This window comes from Streptomyces sp. NPDC058758 (assembly GCF_042746075.1).
Lineage (GTDB): Bacteria > Actinomycetota > Actinomycetes > Streptomycetales > Streptomycetaceae > Streptomyces.
Genome location: NZ_JBHYPS010000007.1, coordinates 1 through 15,965, shown reverse-complemented (window position 1 = coordinate 15,965; position 15,965 = coordinate 1). Strand labels below are relative to the sequence as shown.

The following is a 15,965-nucleotide window of genomic DNA, read 5'->3' as shown; positions in this document are numbered from 1 at the left end:
CGACGGGGGCGGCGCGACGGCCGGCGGGGCGCTGTCGCAGGTGCGGGCTAGCCTGTGGCCATGAGTGACGTGACGTGGGACGCCCTGGCGGCGACGCCCCTCCTGGAAGTGCGGCGCCGCGCGGCCGTCGTGGACGACCTGACCGGGATCGAGCCGGTGCGGGTGCCCGGCGCGCACCGGTCGGCCTGGAACGACGGCGGCGGCCAGTCCGCCGTCTGGTACTTCGCGGAGGACGGCCGCGCGCTGCTGCTGACGTTCGACCACGAGTCGGAGCTGAACCTGTACGCGGAGGACGACTTCGCCCTGCAGGAGTCCTTCTACGAGGGTGTCCCCGAGTCGCGGGTGGCACTGGTCCGCGACCGTCCCGAGAACTACGAGTCGCTGAACCTCACGGACCCCGCTACGGGCCGGACGATCCACTACGCGGGCGGCGTCTTCTGGTACGACGGCACCCGCTGGCACGTGGCGGACGGCTTGGCGGAGCACTGCCGCGAGGAGGGCGTGGACCTCTTCGACGAGTCCGGCTTCGCCTACTGCCTGGCCGTCTACCGCTTCGGCCAGGACTTCGCCCCGGAGACCCTCGCGGCCCTCCGGGACGCGAACGGCCGGTACGGGGACGAGAAGGAGAAACAGGCGGACCTCTCCGCCCTCCACGAGGTCTTCGCCCGGCACGGCTAGTGCTCCGGCGTGACTTCGCGGTCCGTCCGCGGAGCCGCCGGTCCGGTCGGGCATCGCCCCTCGCCCGGCTTCCCGTGTGCCGCGTACGTCGCACCGTCGGCGCCGGCCAGCCAGAAGTAGACCGGCGGCAGCACCAGTTCGAGCGCCATCAGCACCAGCTGGAACCCCTGCGGCCGGCCCGCGACGGCGATCGACAGCAGCCGGCCCAGCCCGCCGAGCAGGAACACTCCGGCCAGCACCCGTACCGCCGCGGCCGGGACGGGCGTCTGGCGGGCCGCCCGGATCCAGGCCAGCCCGTATCCGGCGAAGATCGCGCCGAAGAAGCGGCCCAGGCTGTCGATGGTCGCGCCGGCGTCCTGCGCGCCGGGGATCACCGCGTTGCCTCCGAGGACGTGGAGAAGGCCGATCGCCACGGCCGCGATCCCCATGGCCCAGCACAGCGCCCTCAGCGTCTTGCCCCTGACCGTCCTCACCCGTCACCCCGTCCACTAGTTGACACCCGTCTACTTAAGCTAAGAGTCACTGGTAGACGCGTGTCAAGTAAGATGGGGTTCCGTGCCTTCCGATCCTCCGCGGCGACGCCTGAAACCCGCCGACCGCCGTGCCCAGCTCCTTGCCGTCAGCGCGCAGCTCTTCGCGGCCAGGCCGTACGAGGAGGTGCTGATGGAGGACGTCGCCGAGCGGGCCGGAGTGTCACGCGCGCTGCTCTACCGGCACTTTCCGAGCAAGCACGACCTCTTCGCGGCCGTCTACCGGCAGGCGGCGGACCAGCTGCTCGCCGAGACCCGGTTCGACCCGGGAGACACCCTGGTCGACCAGCTGATCCAGGGGCTGGACACCCACCTCGACTACTTCATCGCCAACCGCAACGCCGTCCTCGCCGCCAACCGGGTGCTCGCCGGCGACCCCGTCATCCAGACGATCATGACCGACGAGCTCGACGCCCTCCGCGCCCAGCTGCTCAACGTCCTCCCGCTCGCCGACGAGGAAGCGCGCGAGGCGGTCTCCGGGGTGCTCCGGAGCTGGCTGGTCTTCGTGCAGACGCTCTGCGTGGACTGGCTGACCAGGCAGACCTGCACCCGCACCGAACTGCGCGACGTCTGCGTCGGCGCGGTGCTGGGCGCGATCCGCCCCCTCCTCGCCGACGACCCCGCGCCCGACTGGCCGCGCTGACGCCACGGCCCGGGGCGGTGGATCAGCACTCCCCGCCCGGCTTCGTGCTCCTGGGCCGAAGCCGAGCGGGAGGGGATCGGCGCCGGGGCCCGGGCGCAGGCGGACCGTCCTCACAGGGCGCACCGCCCTCACAGGGCGCACTGTCCTCACAAGGCACACCGTCCTCATGGGGCGCACCGTCCTCGCAGGGGGACGGCGATGACCCCGACGCGGCGGCGGCGAGGTTCTGCCGTAGGCGTGTGAGGCGTGCGATCTCCGCGTCCAGGGCGGCGAGGCGATCGGCCACGACGTCGCTGAACCCGCCGGGGCCGCCGGTGCAGGAGGCCGGCGGCCGCTCCTGGGCGAGGGCGTCCAGGCGGTGGGCGCGGCGGCGGATGTCCTCCAGGGTGAGGCCCAGGGCCAGCAGGCCGCGAATGAGGCGGACGCGGGCCACCTCGGCCACGCCGTACTCGCGTTGGCCGGACGCGGTGCGCGGCGGAGGCGGAAGCAGGCCGCGCGCCTCGTACAGGCGCAGCGCGCGCGGGGTGGTTCCGGCGGCGTCCGCCGCCTCGCCGATCCGCATGTCCGCCCCCGGTCCGTCCTACAACTCCACGATGGACGCTCCGAAGGAGCGGCCCGCGATCAGTTCGGGCAACGCGCCCGGAGCGTGCTTCATTCCGCGGACCGCGGTGTACGGGAAGCGGATGTCGCCCGCCCGCAGCCAGTCCCCGAAGCGGGCCTCCCACTCCGCCTCGACGTCCGGGTGGTCCGCGCCGCTGTAGCCCGCGATCGTCATGCCCCCGGTCAGCAACCGGAAGGTGTCGAGCACGGCGGGCGCGCTCCCGCCCGCCCGGTCCGGGGACAGCTGCCCGTCCAAGGCGCCCACCAGGGCGATCCGGGCGCCGTGGTTCGCCGCGTGGACGGCGGCCGTCAGCTGTTCGCCGCCCACGGTGTCGAGGACGACGTCGATGCCGTCCGGCGCCACCCGGGCGAGTTGCCCGCCGACCGGGTCCGCGCCGCGCAGGACGGTGGCGTCATAGCCGAGTTCCCGCTCCAGCCGGCGGGCCTTGTCCGGTGAGCCGGTGCTGCCGACGACCCGGGCGGCACCCAGCAACCGGGCGATCTGGCCCGCCATCGTGCCCACGGCACCGGCGGCGCCGGTCACGAACACGGTGTCGCCCTCCCGGACCCGGGCCAGCCGGGTCAGGGCACCGTACGCCGCGGAGCCTTGGGCGAGGTGGCCCACCGGGTCGGGGAGGGTGCCGTCCAGCAGCCTGCACTCGGCGGCGGCGGGCGTCGCGTACTCCCGCCAGCCCTGGAGGTGCAGCACCAGCCGCCCCTTCCCGAGGGGGCCGTCGACCACCTCGCCGATCGCGGGGCCGAACAGGGCGTCGCCGGGGTGCAGCGGTGGCAGCGGGACGTCGCGGGTCTCGCCCCCGATCAGGGTGCGCAAGCCCGGGAAGACGAGGAAATGCGTGTTGCGGACGAGCACCTGGCCGGCCCCGGGACGGGGGACGGGCGCGTGCGCCAGGGTGAAGTCGTCCGGAGTCGGCAGGCCGTCGGGGCGGCGGACCAGGCGTACGAGACGGTGAGTCGCATGCATGGCCGGACGCTAAACCCTGCCCCGTGGGGCAGGGTCAAGGCCCGGCGCCAGGAGGTTTCCGTACACCGTCCGGACGGCGCTCCCGCGTCCGCTTCCGCGGTGGCGGTGGCGGTGGCGGATACCCACTTTTTAGTGGGTACTTGTCGCCTTCCGGGGGCCGGGAGAGAGTGAGGGCGTCGACAGGGACGGCGCCTCACGGACCCGGAGGGAGTACATCAGGAGGCGACGGCCCGCGCCTCGGCCAGGCGGTCGAGGTGGTCATGGCCCCAGTCGGAGAGCGGAGCCAGCACCAGCGAGAGCGCCAGGCCGTGCTCGGTCAGCGAGTAGACGGTCTTGGGCGGCACGACGTCGTGCGTCTCGCGGTGCACGAGTCCGTCCTCCTCCATCTCGCGCAGGGCCTGGGTCAGCACCTTCTCGCTGATCCGCGGCACCTTCCGGCGCAGTTCGCCGGGCCGGTGCGGCCCCGATTCGAGCAACCACAGCAGCGTGGTCTTCCACTTGCCGTCGAGCACCGAGATCGCGGCGGCCACGCCGCAGATCCCCTCGCCCCCGTCGAGGCGGACACGCGCCATCGTCGTCCCCCTTCTTCCGTCGTCCGTGCGCGGCCGGTCCGCCGCGCCGCCCTACGCGTCCACCCTAATCCGCACTCTCTGCACAGGAGTTCCCACGCATGTCCGTCACTCCGGAGTCCACCCCGCAGCAGCCCTCCGTCACCGTCCTCGGTCTCGGCCCGATGGGTCGCGCCCTGGCCGGCGCCTTCCTCGCGGCCGGGGTGCGCACCACGGTGTGGAACCGCACGCCCGGCCGGGAGGGCGACCTCACCGAGCGGGGCGCCGTCACGGCGGCGAGCGCCGCCGAGGCGGTCGCGGCGAGCCCGCTGACCGTCGTCTGCCTGGTCAACTACGACGCCACGGACGCGGTGCTGCGGCAGGACGCGGTGGAGGCCGCGCTCAAGGGCCGCACCCTGGTCAACCTCTCCGCCGACACCCCCGGCCGCGCCCGGGACACAGGGGCGTGGGCCGGGGAGCACGGCGTCCGCTACCTCGACGGCGCCATCATGACGCCGGCCGGCACGATCGGCTCGCCGGCCGGGGTGTTCCTGTTCAGCGGCCCCGCCGACACGTACGAGGAGCACCGGCCGGTGCTCGACGCCCTCGGCGGCACCCACACCCACCTCGGCGAGGAGGTCTCCCGGGCCGCCGCCTACGACATCGCACTGCTGGACGTCTTCTGGACGTCCATGGCCGGTTACGTGCACGCGCTGGCGCTGGCGGACGCGGAGGGCGTCTCGCCGCGCGAGCTGGCGCCGTTCGCGGCGGGCATCGCGCAGATCCTGCCGCCGCTCTTCGAGGAGTTCGCCGGGGACGTCGAGGACGGCACCTACTCCGGCGCGATCAACCCGCTGACGTCCGGGGTGTCGACGATGGCGCACGTCGTGCACGCCGCCGAGGACCACGCCATCGACTCGGGCGTGATGCGCGCGGTCGAGGGGCTGGCCCGACGCACCGTGGCGCTCGGCCACGGCGCGGACGGGTTCTCCCGGATCGCGGAGGTGCTGCGCCGGCGCTGAGCGGGTCAGGCGTAGCGGTCCCGCAGCTCCCGCTTGAGGATCTTTCCGCTGGCGTTGCGGGGCAGGGCGTCGGCGAAGACGATCCGCTTCGGGGCCTTGAAGGAGGAGAGCGACCGCCGTGCGTGGGCGAGGAGTTCGTCCTCGGTGACCTCGGAGCGGGGGACGACGACGGCGGTGACCGCCTCGATCCAGCGGTCGTCGGGAAGGCCGATGACGGCCGTCTCGGCGACCGCCGGGTGGGTGTAGAGGGCGTCCTCGACCTGGCGGGAGGCGACGAGCACGCCGCCGGAGTTGATGACGTCCTTCACCCGGTCGACGATGGTCAGGTAGCCGTCGGCGTCGCGGACGGCGAGGTCGCCGGAGCGGAACCAGCCGTCGCGGAAGGCGGCCGCGGTCTCCTCGGGCTTGGCCCAGTACCCCTCGCAGAGCTGCGGGGAGCGGTAGACGATCTCGCCGGGGGTGCCGTCGGGGACGTCCTCGCCGTCCTCGTCGACGACCCTCGCCTCGACGTGCCGGACGGGCCGGCCGCAGGAGTCCATGCGGCCCTCGTGCTCGTCGGGGCCGAGGACGGTGGCGAGCGGGCCGATCTCGGACTGGCCGAAGCAGTTGTGGAAGGCGAGTCCGGGCAGGCGGGCGCGCAGCCGTTCCAGGACGGGCACGGGCATGATCGAGGCGCCGTAGTAGGCCTTGCGCAGCGCGGACAGGTCCCGGCCGTCGAAGCCGGGGTGGTTGGCGAGGGCGATCCACACGATGGGCGGGGCGAAGAGGCTGTCCGCGCGTCCCGCCTCGACGAGGCCGAACAGCGCCTCCGGGTCCGGCCCTTCGAGGATCGTGCTCTCCGCGCCGACCGCCAGGTAGGGCAGCAGGAAGACGTGCAGCTGGGCGGAGTGGTAGAGCGGCAGCGCGTGCACGGGCCGGTCGTCCTCGGCGAGGCCGAGCGCCTCGATGGCGCTGGCGTACTCGTGCACCAGGGCCCGGTGGGTCATCATCGCGCCCTTGGGCAGGGCGGTGGTGCCGGAGGTGTAGAGCAGCTGCGCGAGGTCGCGGGGGTCGCTGTCGGAGTCGTACGGTTCCGGTTGCGCGAGCGCGTCGAGGAGGGAGCCCGGCGCGTCCCGCAGGGGCCGGGTCCGTACGCCCGCGGGGATCCGGTCGGCGAGCCCGGGATCGGCGAGGACCAGCGAACTCCCCGACTGGTCCAGGAGGTAGGCGAGGTCGTCGCCGGTGAGGTGGTGGTTCACGGGGACGTGGACGAGGCCCGCGCGGGCGCAGGCCAGGAAGGCGATCAGGTACGCGTCGGAGTTGTGGCCGTAGGCGGCGACCCGGGCGCCGGGCACGAGTCCGGGCTCGCGGCGCAGGACGGCGGCGGCGGTGGAGACGGCGGCGTCCAGCTCGGCGTAGGTCCAGGCGCGGTCGGCGTACCGCAGGGCCGTCCGGCCGGGGACGCGCTCGGCGGTGGCGCGCAGCACGCCGTCGACGGTCCGGGTGAGGAGTCCTCGTTCCATGGCTGGATCCTCGGCGCGGTGTCGCGGCGGGTCAAGTACCCGGACCGGAGCGCACGCCTCCCCGCCTCGGATACCGAACGGCATGTTGACAGGGCGGGCGGGTGCTGACTGGATGGCCCGACCGGCTTCGCCCGCACGCCCGTTGGGAGGCACCTTGCCCGTCCGCACCCTCATGCCCCGCCGTCCCCGAGGACGGCTCGCCCTGGCGGGCGCCGCGCTCGCCGCCGTCACCGCGGGGCTGCTGCCCGGCGCGGCGGCGGCCGATCCGGGTGGACGGGACCGGGAACACCGGCCGTCCGAGCGGGGGTTGAGCGCCGTCATCCGGTACACCGAGTACGGCGTGCCGCACATCCTGGCCGGGGACTACGCGGACCTGGGCTTCGGCACGGGCTGGGCGCAGGCCGCCGACCAGGTGTGCGTGCTCGCCGACGGCTTCGTGACCGTGAACGGCGAGCGCTCGCGGTACTTCGGCGCCTCCGGCGCGCCGGACGGCTCGCTCTCCTCCGCGACCACGAACCTCGGCAGCGACCTGTACTTCCGGGGCGTCAGGGAGGCCGGCACGGTCGAGGCCCTGCTGCGCACCCCGGCCCCGGCGGGTCCCAGCCGCGACCTGAAGGAGCTGATGCGCGGGTGGGCGGCCGGGTACAACGCCTGGCTGCGGAAGAACCGGGTCACCGATCCGGCCTGCGCGGGCGCCGGCTGGGTCCGTCCGGTGACGGCCCTGGACGTGGCCCGGCGCGGCTTCGCCGTCTCCGTGCTCGGCGGGCAGGGGCGGGCGGTGGACGGGATCACGGCGGCCCGCCCGCCGGCCGCTGCGACGGGGTCGGCGGCGCGGGCTGCGGCGGGCGCCGAAGGGGCGCCGGAGGTCGATCCCGAGGCCGCGGCGGAGGCGGCGCGGGCGCTGTTCGCGCCCGAGAACGCCACCATGGGATCCAACGCGGTCGCCTTCTCGGGCGCGACGACGGCGAACGGGCGGGGGCTGCTGCTCGGCAACCCGCACTATCCGTGGCAGGGCGGCCGCCGGTTCTGGCAGTCGCAGCAGACGATCCCCGGTGAGCTGAACGTCTCCGGCGCCTCCCTGCTCGGCACCACCGTCGTCAACATCGGCTTCAACGACAAGGTCGCCTGGAGCCACACGGTGGCCACCGGCGTGCCGATGAACCTGCACCAGCTGACGCTGGTGCCCGGCGACCCGACGGCGTACCTGGTGGACGGGAAGCCGGAGCGGATGACGGCGCGCGAGGTGACGGTGGCGGACCGGGACGGCGCGCCGGTGACCCGTACCCAGTGGTGGACGCGGTACGGGCCGGTGACGAGCGGGCTCGGCGCGAGCCTCCCGCTGCCGTGGACGGCGACCACCGCGTACGCGCTGAACGACCCCAACGCGGCGAACCTGCGCGGCTCCGACACGGCGCTGGGCTTCGCCAGGGCGCGCTCGACCCGGGACGTCGCCGAGGTGCTGCGCCGCACCCAGGGGCTGCCCTGGGTGAACACGGTGGCGGCCGACTCGGCCGGGCACAGCTTCTTCGGCCAGTCGCAGGTGCTGCCCCGGATCACCGACGAGCTGGCGGAGCGCTGCTCCACCCCGCTCGGCCGGGTGGTCTACCCGGCGTCGGGCGTCGCGGTCCTGGACGGCTCGCGGACGGAGTGCGCGCTCGGTTCGGACCCGGACGCGGTGCAGCCGGGCGTCTTCGGACCGTCCCGGATGCCGGTGCTCCGGGACGCGCCGTACGCGGTGAACTCCAACGACAGCGCCTGGCTGACCAACGCGGAGCGGCCGCTGACCGGGTACGAGCGGGTCTTCGGGACCCTCGGGACGCCGCGCTCGCTGCGGACCCGGGGCGGGATCGAGGACGTGGCGGGGATGGCGGAGCGGGGGCGGCTCACGGTGGCCGACCTCCAGCGGCAGCAGTTCGCCAACCGGGTGCCGGCCGCCGGTCTGGCGGCGGCGGACGTGGCCGCGGCCTGCCCGGCGGTGCTGCCGGACGATCCGGAGGCGTGCCGGGCGCTCGCCGCCTGGGACGGCACGATGGACTCGGACAGCCGGGGCGCGCTGCTCTTCGACCGGTTCTGGCGGAAGTTCACCGGCTCGGTGCCGGCCGCGCAGCAGTGGAGGGTGCCGTTCTCGGCGGCGGACCCGGTCCGCACCCCGCGCGGCCTCGACACCGGCACGGCAGGGTTCGCGAAGGCGCTGGCGGACGCGGCGGCGGAGCTGCGTGCGGCGGGGATCGCGCCGGACGCGCCGCTGCGGGACCACCAGTTCGTGGTGCGCGGCGGGGAGCGGATCCCGGTGAGCGGCGGGACGGAGTCGCTGGGCGTCTGGAACAAGACGGAGGCGGTGTGGAACGCGGCGGGCGGCGGTTATGTCGAGGTCGCGCACGGTACGAGCCACGTGCAGGCGGTCGGCTGGGACGGCGGGCGCTGCCCGGTGGCCCGCACCCTGCTCACGTACTCCCAGTCCTCGAACCCGGCCTCGGCGCACTTCGCCGACCAGACGAGGCTGTACGCGGGCGAGCGCTGGGTGACCTCCCGGTTCTCCGAGAAGGACATCCTGCGCTCGCCCGCGCTGAGGGTGGTGCGGGTCGGGGAGCGGTGACGCCGGTCAGGGACTGAACGACAGGAAGACGAAGGCGGCGAAGATCGCGAGGTGGACGCCGCCCTGGAGGAGCGTGGCCCGTCCGGGCACCACGGTCAGGGCGCTCACCACACCGGTGAGGGCGAGCAGGACCATGTGGAGGGGGCCCAGGCCGAGGACCAGGGGCCCGGACAGCCAGATGGAGGCGAGCGCGATCGCCGGGATGGTGAGGCCGATGCTGGCGATCGCGGAGCCGTAGGCGAGGTTGAGGCTGGTCTGCACCCGGTTGCGGCGGGCGGCGCGCACGGCGGCGAGCGTCTCGGGCAGCAGGACCATCAGGGCGATGACGACGCCGACGACGGCCTTGGGCAGTCCTGCGGACTGGACGCCGTCCTCGATGGTCGGGGAGATCACCTTGGCGTTGCCGACGACGGCGACGAGCGCGACGAGGAGCAGGCCGAGGCTGGTCCAGGTGAGCGCCGTGCTCGGCGGGTCGGCGTGCTCCTCCTCCGAGGACTCCTTGCCCTCGACGGGCACGGGGAGGAAGTAGTCGCGGTGCCGGACGGTCTGGACGGCGACGAAGACGCCGTACAGGCCGAGGGAGGCGATGGCGGCGAAGGCGAGCTGGGCGCCGGAGAACTCGGGGCCCTGGTGGCTGGTGGTGAAGGTGGGCAGCACCAGGGTCATGGTGGCGAGGGTGCAGACGGTGGCGAGCGCGCCGCCGGAGCCCTCGGCGTTGAAGACCGCGACCCGGTTGCGGAGCGCGGAGACCAGGAGGGCGAGGCCGACGATGCCGTTGCAGGTGATCATGACGGCGGCGAAGACGGTGTCGCGTGCGTAGGTGGCGGTCTTCTCGCCGCCGCCCGCCATGAGGCTGACGATGAGTCCGACCTCGATGACGGTGACGGCGACGGCCAGGACGAGCGACCCGAAGGGTTCGCCGACCCGGTGGGCGATCACCTCGGCGTGGTGGACGGCGGCGAGGACCGCGGCGGCGAGGCAGAGCGCGACGAGGGCCACGGCGACGCCCGGGAGGTCCCGCCCCCAGGCGAAGACCAGCGCAAGCAGGGCCACCACCGGCCCCCACGTGGTCCACTCCCGGGTCAACGCCTTGGTGCTCGAACTCATCATCTTCTTTCCTGCCTCGGGGGCCGCGGCTCCCGCCGTGGGGAGCCGCGGCCCCGCCGTGGGCGGGCCGTGGCCCGTTTCCGTCATTGTTCTGCTTCGGCCAGGGCGTGCTCGTACGCCGCGAGGGTGTCGATGAACATCCGCCGTTCGGCCGGTCCCAGGGGGGCCAGGGCGGCCCGCCAGGCGCCGGCGCTGCGGCCGAGCCAGCCGTCGATGGCCGCCCGGCGCCCCTCCGCGATCGAGACGATCTTCCGTCTGCGGTCGGCGGGGTCCTCGTGGCGCTCCAGGACCCCCTTCTTCGCCAGGTCCCCCGCCATCAGGCTGACGGTGGTGGGCGCGACGCCCAGCCGGGCGGCCAGTTCGTTGACGCTCTGGGGGCCGTCGAAGAGGAGGTAGGCGAGCAGGGAGAGGTGACGGGGCGCCAGCGTCAGCGACGCCAGCTCCTCCGGCACCTTGATGCGCTTGGCGCGCCCCACCATGCGGGGCATGAGCAGCAGCAGCGTACGGACGGCGTCGTCGACGTCCGGTCCGGCGGCCCCGCTCCCCTCGCGCTCGGTCGACACCCTGAACCCTCCGGTTTGACTTTGCTTTCAAAGCAAATAGATCTGTCGTGTCCGATATTACCGGAGGGCTCCGTCACGTCCGCGTTCAACCAGCAGGTCATCGAGGAGTTCCGGGCCCACGGAGGCCGCGCGGGCGGCGCGTTCGAGGGCGCGGACCCGCTCGTGCCCACCACCCGCGGCGCCCACAGCGGACGGGACCGCACGCCGCCCGTGGTGTACGCACGGGACGGGACCGCACGCCGCCCGTGGTGCACGTACGGGACGGGGCGCGGCTGCCGGTGTTCGCGTCGAACGGCGGCTCGCCGCAGCATCCGGACCGGTACCACAACGTGCGGGCCGACCCGCGCGGCACGCGGCGATCGCCGCGCATCCGGTCACGGCGCGATGCGGTCCGCGATGCGGGAGTTCCCCACGTCGCGGGTCGCGAACACGGCGACCTCGCCCGCAGCGGGCCCCTTGAACCGGCGGAGACCAGAGCGGGCCCCCGGGACTCACCGCCCGTGCCGAGCGGTGAGAAGCCCGACGAGCGGCACGCCTGACGCGGCCCCCCAGGCGTGACCCTTTCGGTCACCTCGGCCGGGGTGACGTTCGGTCGCCCGCCGATGCCCGCGCGGACGGTCAGTCCAGGAGGGCGGTCGCCTCGACCTCGACGAGGACATCCGGCTCGAAGAGGTGGTCGACGCCGATGAGCGAGGCCGGGGGAAGCGGCACCGGAAGGCCGATCTCGCCGGCGACGGCCTCCACTCCGGCCATGAAGTCGCCTATCTTCTCGGGAGCCCATCGGGTCACGTAGAACGTCAGGCGCAGCACGTCCGAGAAGGTCGCGCCGGCGCCCGCCAGCCCCACGGCGGTGTTGCGCAGCGCCTGGGCGACCTGCCCGGTCAGATCGCCGGGCGCGACGGCGGCTCCGTCGGGCCTGCGCGCGATCTGGCCGCTGACGTGCACGTGCCTGGTCCCGGTGCCCACGGCGACGTGGTGGTAGGGAACCGGCTGGAGCATGCCGTGCGGAGTGAAGTGGTCAACAGCCATGGGTCTCTCCTCTTCCGTTATCGGTATCCTGAAGATACTTAGTAGGGGAAAGACACTTCAACGAGACCAGGTTTCGCCATGGATACCGCCGACGAAGTCCGCATCGACGCCCCGCACCGTGAACTGCTCGACCAGATCCTCGACAAATGGTCACTCGCAGTCCTCAACGAACTCTGCGAACGCCCGTGCCGCTTCAACGAACTCCGCCGCGCCATTCCGCAGGTCACCCAGAAGTCGCTGACCGCGACGCTCCGCCGCCTCGAACGCAACGGCGTCATCGAGCGCGAGGTGGTCTCCACCCGCCCCGTGGCGGTCAGATACCGGATCACGGAACTCGGCAAGACCCTGCGGCACCCCATAGACGTACTGCTCGCCTGGACCTCGCGGCACATGCCCGCCATCGAGCGCGCACGCGACGACTTCGACGAACGCGAGGAATCCCGCCCGTGAACATGACGAGGCGTGCTCGCGCACCGGCCGCCGGTCCGCCGCCGCACAACCGGCACGTGCCACACCGGCCCACGGACGCCATCTCGCCGAGCTCCAGGCTCGCACCCCGGGCCTGGCGGTCATGACGCTCCCCGAACTCGACCGAGGCGGGCGGGAGTTGAGCACCCCTCCCGGCCCCGTACACCCAGGGCAGGAGCTTCAACGGTTACCAGCAAGTGCATGCTTTTCGGCAGTACGATTACCGGCATGCAACTGGATCTGAACCTGCTCACCGCCCTGGACGCACTGCTGGAGGAGGGCAGTGTCGCCGGAGCCGCTGCGCGGCTTCACGTCACCGCGCCGGCGATGAGCCGCTCGCTGGGCCGTATCCGCAAAGCCACAGGCGACCAGATCCTGGTCCGCACCGGACGCCACATGACGCCCACCCCCCGCGCGATGGCCATGCGCACCGAGGTCCACACCCTGGTGCAGCAAGCCCAGCAGCTGCTGTCCAGCCGCACCGAACTCGACCTGGCGGCCCTGGAAAGGGTGTTCACCGTCCGCTGGCACGACGCCCTCACCACCACCTGCGGGACCGCACTCGTCGCCGCAGTGCACCGCCAGGCCCCGGGGGTGAAACTGCGTCTCACCGTCGAGCCCGGCTACGACACCCCCGAGCTGCGTCGCGGCGAGGTCGATGTGGCCTCCAGCGCCGAACCACCGTCGCAGCCCGACATCCGTCACCGTCTCATCGGCCAGGACAGGATCATCCTGGCCGTCCGGGCCGGTCATCCGCTCACCGAAGGGCCGGTGACCGTCGAGAGATACGCGGCGGCCGATCACGTGACCGTCTCCCGGCGCGGAAGCCTGAGCGACCGGGTCGACGAGGTCCTCGCCGCCCTCGGCCACGAGCGCCGTGTCATCGTCTCCGCCCCCGCGACGGACACCGCACTGCAGCTCGCCCGTGACGCCGACGTCGTGGCCACCCTCCCCGACGCGGTCACTCGTTCCGCCCGTCACCACCTGGGCCTGACCGCGCTGCCGCTGCCATTCGACTTGCCACCGGTACCTCTCCATCTCCTCTGGCACCAGCGCTACGACAACGACCCCGCCCACACCTGGTTGCTCAACCTGGCGACCCGGACCCTCCAGACCCTGTTCACCACCCCACACGCCCCCGACCAGTAGCATTCCGACACCTGCGGGGCGGGGCCGGCCGTCAAGGGCGACTCCGCTCCTCAACCGACCGCCCGGCAACGGAGAGGCGAGGCCGTCATGTGGCTCCGCCGTGGCCGAAGGAGAGGTCGAAGGGATTGCCCGGCCGGACATCGCGCCGGGGCGGTCCGGTACCGCTCGGCGCGGCGTCGGCAGGACATGGAGGATGCCGGCCTCGGCGTCCCGCTCTGCTCCAGCCTGACGTAGCACTCGGTGGAGATGTACGGGAGGGTCGCCGCCACCTCCCGCCGAGACCCGCCGTCCGGAACCTTGAGCCCGAGGAAAAACCAGTGTCCTACGGGGCGGATCGGCTGCGGAGGAACGCCCCGGGTTCCTTCTCGTCCGCACCTCCGATCCGTGCGCCGCACGGCGGCGGTCGTCCGGCGCGGCCCGTGCCCGTGCCCGTACTCGGCGGATGGCCGGACGGCGTCGGCGTGGCGAACCACACGAACAACGCGACCTCCATCAGCCTGTCGCGATCACCGACTCGGCCACCCGCGGTGACCGACATGTCGAAGCCATGACCGTCGGCCAGGATCTACCCCCTCGTCGCGCGCCGGAGACGCCCGAGGCCTCAGGCCTGCGAGGGCGCTGGCGTGCAAGGCCCTCAGGCCCTCCAGCGACGCCACTTCCTCCCGAGAGCGCATCAAGCACGATGGGGGGCTCACATCCCATTGACCAGGAGTCATCCCAGCAGTGTTTTACATGCACTTGATGTTATCTATCGGCCCTTCTACCTTCGGGAACAGAGCGCGGGACGGAGCGGACAGCTCGTCCCGATCACCTCAACCCACCTTCACTACAAGGGAGTTCACCCATGTCCGAAACGCTTCAGACCGTCGGCGTCACCGTCTCCGACTCCCATTTGCTCGATCAGACCGCGATCGCCGTGCGCGAGGCCGGCTCGGCGCTCGTCGCAAGGTTCGGCGACGTGGTCTCCTACCGCACCCGGGAGGAGCTCATGAGCGCGCTCGCCGGCAACGACGACACGGCTCTCGCCATCCTGCGCCCCGCCCTCACGCGTCTGCGCCCGGACGCCGGCTGGGTGGAGGACGAACTGGACGGCGGGGAACTGCCGTCCGGCGAGTGGTGGGTCGTGGATCCGGCCGAGGGCAACGTCAACCACCTGCACGCCCTGCCGGAATGGGCGGTGACCGCCACCCTCGTACGGGAGAACCGACCGGTGCTCACCGCGGTCCACGTGCCGCTGACCGGCGAGACCTACACCGCGCTCGCCGGCGGGGGCGCCCGCCTCGACGGCCGCCCGCTGCGCGTCTCCCCGACCACGGACCTCGGCCTCGGCCTCGTGGCCACCAGCCAGGCCCGGCCGGACGAGGACGAGAAGGTCGTGCGGCGCGTCGGCTCCTCGATCACCGCGATGCTCTTCGACGCGCTCGTCGTCCGCACCTCAGTCCCCGCGACCCTGCACCTGCTGAACGTGGCCGCCGGCCGGATCGACGCCTTCTGGCAGTTCGCCGGAGCCCGCGCGGACCTGCTGCCCGGAGCCCTGCTCGTCGCCGAGGCCGGTGGACGGATCTCCGACACCGAGGGCCGTCCCTGGACTCCCCGGAGCGAGAGCTTCCTGGCCGCCGCCCCCGGCGTTCACGCCCAGGCCGTCAACACCCTCTCCCTCTGACCGCACATCACCCACCGCACGCACAAAAGGAGCCCGATCACCATGACCACGATCGCCGTTCTCGGAAACGGCCGCGTCGGCGGCAACCTGGCCACAGCCCTCACCCGGGCAGGACACGAGGTGACCGCAGTGGGCCGGACGCCGGGGGCCGCCTCATACGCCGCCCGGACAGCCCAGATCATCATCAACGCCACCCCGGGCGTCGGCTCGCTGGACCGGCTCACCGCGCTGCGCGAGGAACTGCGGGGCAAGATCCTCGTCGACGTCTCCAACGCCACCCTCGACGGACCGGACGGACTGCCCGGCGACCTGATCCACCCCGGTTCCAGCCTGGCCGAGCAACTCCAGGAAGCGCTCCCCGACACACGCGTCGTCAAGACCCTCAACACGATGCTCTTCCCCGTGATGACCGCACCCGCGACGCTCACCCAGGCGCCGACCGCCTTCCTCTCCGGGGACGACCCGCAGGCCAAGCAGGCCGTCCGTGAACTGCTCATCGGCCTCGGCTGGCACGAGGAGTGGATCACGGACCTCGGCGGAATCCGGACCGCCCGCGCCACGGAGGCCGCGATCCTGTTCGTCCCGCACGTGATCCGGTCGAGCGGATTCACGCCCTTCGCCATCTCGGTCGCCCGCTGAAAGCCCGGGGCGATTCGCCGGAGTGCCCGAGCACCCGCCAGTTCGGCAAGCGCGCCCAGTTCGAATCCCCTCCCATACCTAAGGGCTGTCCCGTAAATGATCTCCGAGTCGTCTCGGGCATGGTTGGCCAGAGTGCGGCCCGCTGACCTATCCGGCGAGGGCGAGGTTGTGCATCCGGGCGATGCCGAGCATGGCGTGGTGGACTCCGTCGCCTTTGAGTCGGCAGTCACGGAGGATCTTCCAAGT

General features: G+C 72.9%; 17 protein-coding genes and 1 pseudogene. 9 read left to right on the top strand and 9 right to left on the bottom strand.

From position 1 onward, the window contains the following. Positions 1–60: 60 nt before the first annotated feature. A complete protein-coding gene (locus ACFW6A_RS11405) occupies positions 61–678 on the top strand; it encodes a hypothetical protein (RefSeq protein WP_386640049.1) in 618 nt (205 codons plus the stop codon). Here ACFW6A_RS11405 and ACFW6A_RS11400 read toward each other — a convergent pair. Beyond that, positions 675–1,151, bottom strand: coding sequence for a DUF4345 domain-containing protein (locus ACFW6A_RS11400; protein ID WP_386640046.1), 477 nt, complete (start codon positions 1,149–1,151; stop codon positions 675–677). The genes ACFW6A_RS11405 and ACFW6A_RS11400 overlap by 4 nt on opposite strands. A gap of 82 nt (positions 1,152–1,233) precedes the next feature. Between ACFW6A_RS11400 and ACFW6A_RS11395 the strand changes: the two genes are divergently transcribed. Then, a complete protein-coding gene (locus ACFW6A_RS11395; RefSeq protein ID WP_386640043.1) occupies positions 1,234–1,851 on the top strand; it encodes a TetR/AcrR family transcriptional regulator in 618 nt (205 codons plus the stop codon). Between the two features lie 22 nt (positions 1,852–1,873). Here the strand turns inward: ACFW6A_RS11395 and ACFW6A_RS11390 are convergent, their stop codons facing one another. The 3 genes from ACFW6A_RS11390 to ACFW6A_RS11380 form a co-directional block, all read right to left on the bottom strand. Next, entirely contained in the window at positions 1,874–2,413 is a 540-nt protein-coding gene (locus ACFW6A_RS11390) for a MerR family transcriptional regulator (RefSeq protein WP_386640040.1), read from the bottom strand. 18 nt (positions 2,414–2,431) lie between these two features. Next, the gene (locus ACFW6A_RS11385; RefSeq protein WP_386640037.1) at positions 2,432–3,433 is read right to left on the bottom strand and encodes an MDR family NADP-dependent oxidoreductase; all 1,002 of its coding nucleotides are present in this window, start codon (positions 3,431–3,433) and stop codon (positions 2,432–2,434) included. Between the two features lie 215 nt (positions 3,434–3,648). Further along, a complete protein-coding gene (locus ACFW6A_RS11380) occupies positions 3,649–4,005 on the bottom strand; it encodes a winged helix-turn-helix transcriptional regulator (RefSeq protein ID WP_386480681.1) in 357 nt (118 codons plus the stop codon). A gap of 98 nt (positions 4,006–4,103) precedes the next feature. Between ACFW6A_RS11380 and ACFW6A_RS11375 the strand changes: the two genes are divergently transcribed. Further along, a complete protein-coding gene (locus tag ACFW6A_RS11375; protein ID WP_351843126.1) occupies positions 4,104–5,003 on the top strand; it encodes an NAD(P)-binding domain-containing protein in 900 nt (299 codons plus the stop codon). 5 nt (positions 5,004–5,008) lie between these two features. Here the strand turns inward: ACFW6A_RS11375 and ACFW6A_RS11370 are convergent, their stop codons facing one another. Continuing rightward, positions 5,009–6,505, bottom strand: a complete 1,497-nt coding sequence (locus ACFW6A_RS11370) for a fatty acyl-CoA synthetase (RefSeq protein ID WP_386640034.1) — start codon at positions 6,503–6,505, stop codon at positions 5,009–5,011. Between the two features lie 172 nt (positions 6,506–6,677). Between ACFW6A_RS11370 and ACFW6A_RS11365 the strand changes: the two genes are divergently transcribed. Further along, the gene (locus tag ACFW6A_RS11365; protein WP_386640366.1) at positions 6,678–9,101 is read left to right on the top strand and encodes a penicillin acylase family protein; all 2,424 of its coding nucleotides are present in this window, start codon (positions 6,678–6,680) and stop codon (positions 9,099–9,101) included. Between the two features lie 6 nt (positions 9,102–9,107). On the opposite strand, the gene ACFW6A_RS11360 is transcribed toward ACFW6A_RS11365, so the two are convergent. Beyond that, positions 9,108–10,208, bottom strand: a complete 1,101-nt coding sequence (locus ACFW6A_RS11360) for an ionic transporter y4hA (RefSeq protein ID WP_351843266.1) — start codon at positions 10,206–10,208, stop codon at positions 9,108–9,110. A gap of 83 nt (positions 10,209–10,291) precedes the next feature. Beyond that, entirely contained in the window at positions 10,292–10,696 is a 405-nt protein-coding gene (locus ACFW6A_RS11355) for a MarR family winged helix-turn-helix transcriptional regulator (protein WP_351843264.1), read from the bottom strand. Positions 10,697–10,818: 122 nt separating this feature from the next. Between ACFW6A_RS11355 and ACFW6A_RS11350 the strand changes: the two genes are divergently transcribed. After that, the gene (locus ACFW6A_RS11350) at positions 10,819–11,310 is read left to right on the top strand and encodes a nitroreductase/quinone reductase family protein (protein WP_386640031.1); all 492 of its coding nucleotides are present in this window, start codon (positions 10,819–10,821) and stop codon (positions 11,308–11,310) included. Between the two features lie 79 nt (positions 11,311–11,389). On the opposite strand, the gene ACFW6A_RS11345 is transcribed toward ACFW6A_RS11350, so the two are convergent. Continuing rightward, on the bottom strand, positions 11,390–11,800 hold the full coding sequence (locus ACFW6A_RS11345) for a RidA family protein (RefSeq protein WP_386640028.1): 411 nt from the start codon (positions 11,798–11,800) through the stop codon (positions 11,390–11,392). A gap of 78 nt (positions 11,801–11,878) precedes the next feature. Here ACFW6A_RS11345 and ACFW6A_RS11340 point away from each other — a divergent pair, with 78 nt between their 5' ends. The 4 genes from ACFW6A_RS11340 (at position 11,879) to ACFW6A_RS11325 (ending at position 15,719) form a co-directional block, all read left to right on the top strand. After that, positions 11,879–12,250: a helix-turn-helix domain-containing protein gene (locus ACFW6A_RS11340; RefSeq protein WP_351843118.1), complete on the top strand. Its 372-nt coding sequence runs from the start codon at positions 11,879–11,881 to the stop codon at positions 12,248–12,250. A gap of 246 nt (positions 12,251–12,496) precedes the next feature. Beyond that, a complete protein-coding gene (locus tag ACFW6A_RS11335; protein WP_386640025.1) occupies positions 12,497–13,417 on the top strand; it encodes a LysR family transcriptional regulator in 921 nt (306 codons plus the stop codon). 844 nt (positions 13,418–14,261) lie between these two features. After that, positions 14,262–15,080 (top strand): inositol monophosphatase family protein, encoded by an 819-nt coding sequence (locus tag ACFW6A_RS11330; protein ID WP_386640022.1) that lies wholly within the window; start codon positions 14,262–14,264, stop codon positions 15,078–15,080. A gap of 42 nt (positions 15,081–15,122) precedes the next feature. Next, complete coding sequence (locus ACFW6A_RS11325) at positions 15,123–15,719, top strand: NADPH-dependent F420 reductase (protein WP_386640019.1); 597 nt, start codon at positions 15,123–15,125, stop codon at positions 15,717–15,719. A gap of 147 nt (positions 15,720–15,866) precedes the next feature. Here ACFW6A_RS11325 and ACFW6A_RS11320 read toward each other — a convergent pair. Continuing rightward, positions 15,867–15,965: pseudogene (locus ACFW6A_RS11320) on the bottom strand (IS5/IS1182 family transposase); the annotation flags it as partial.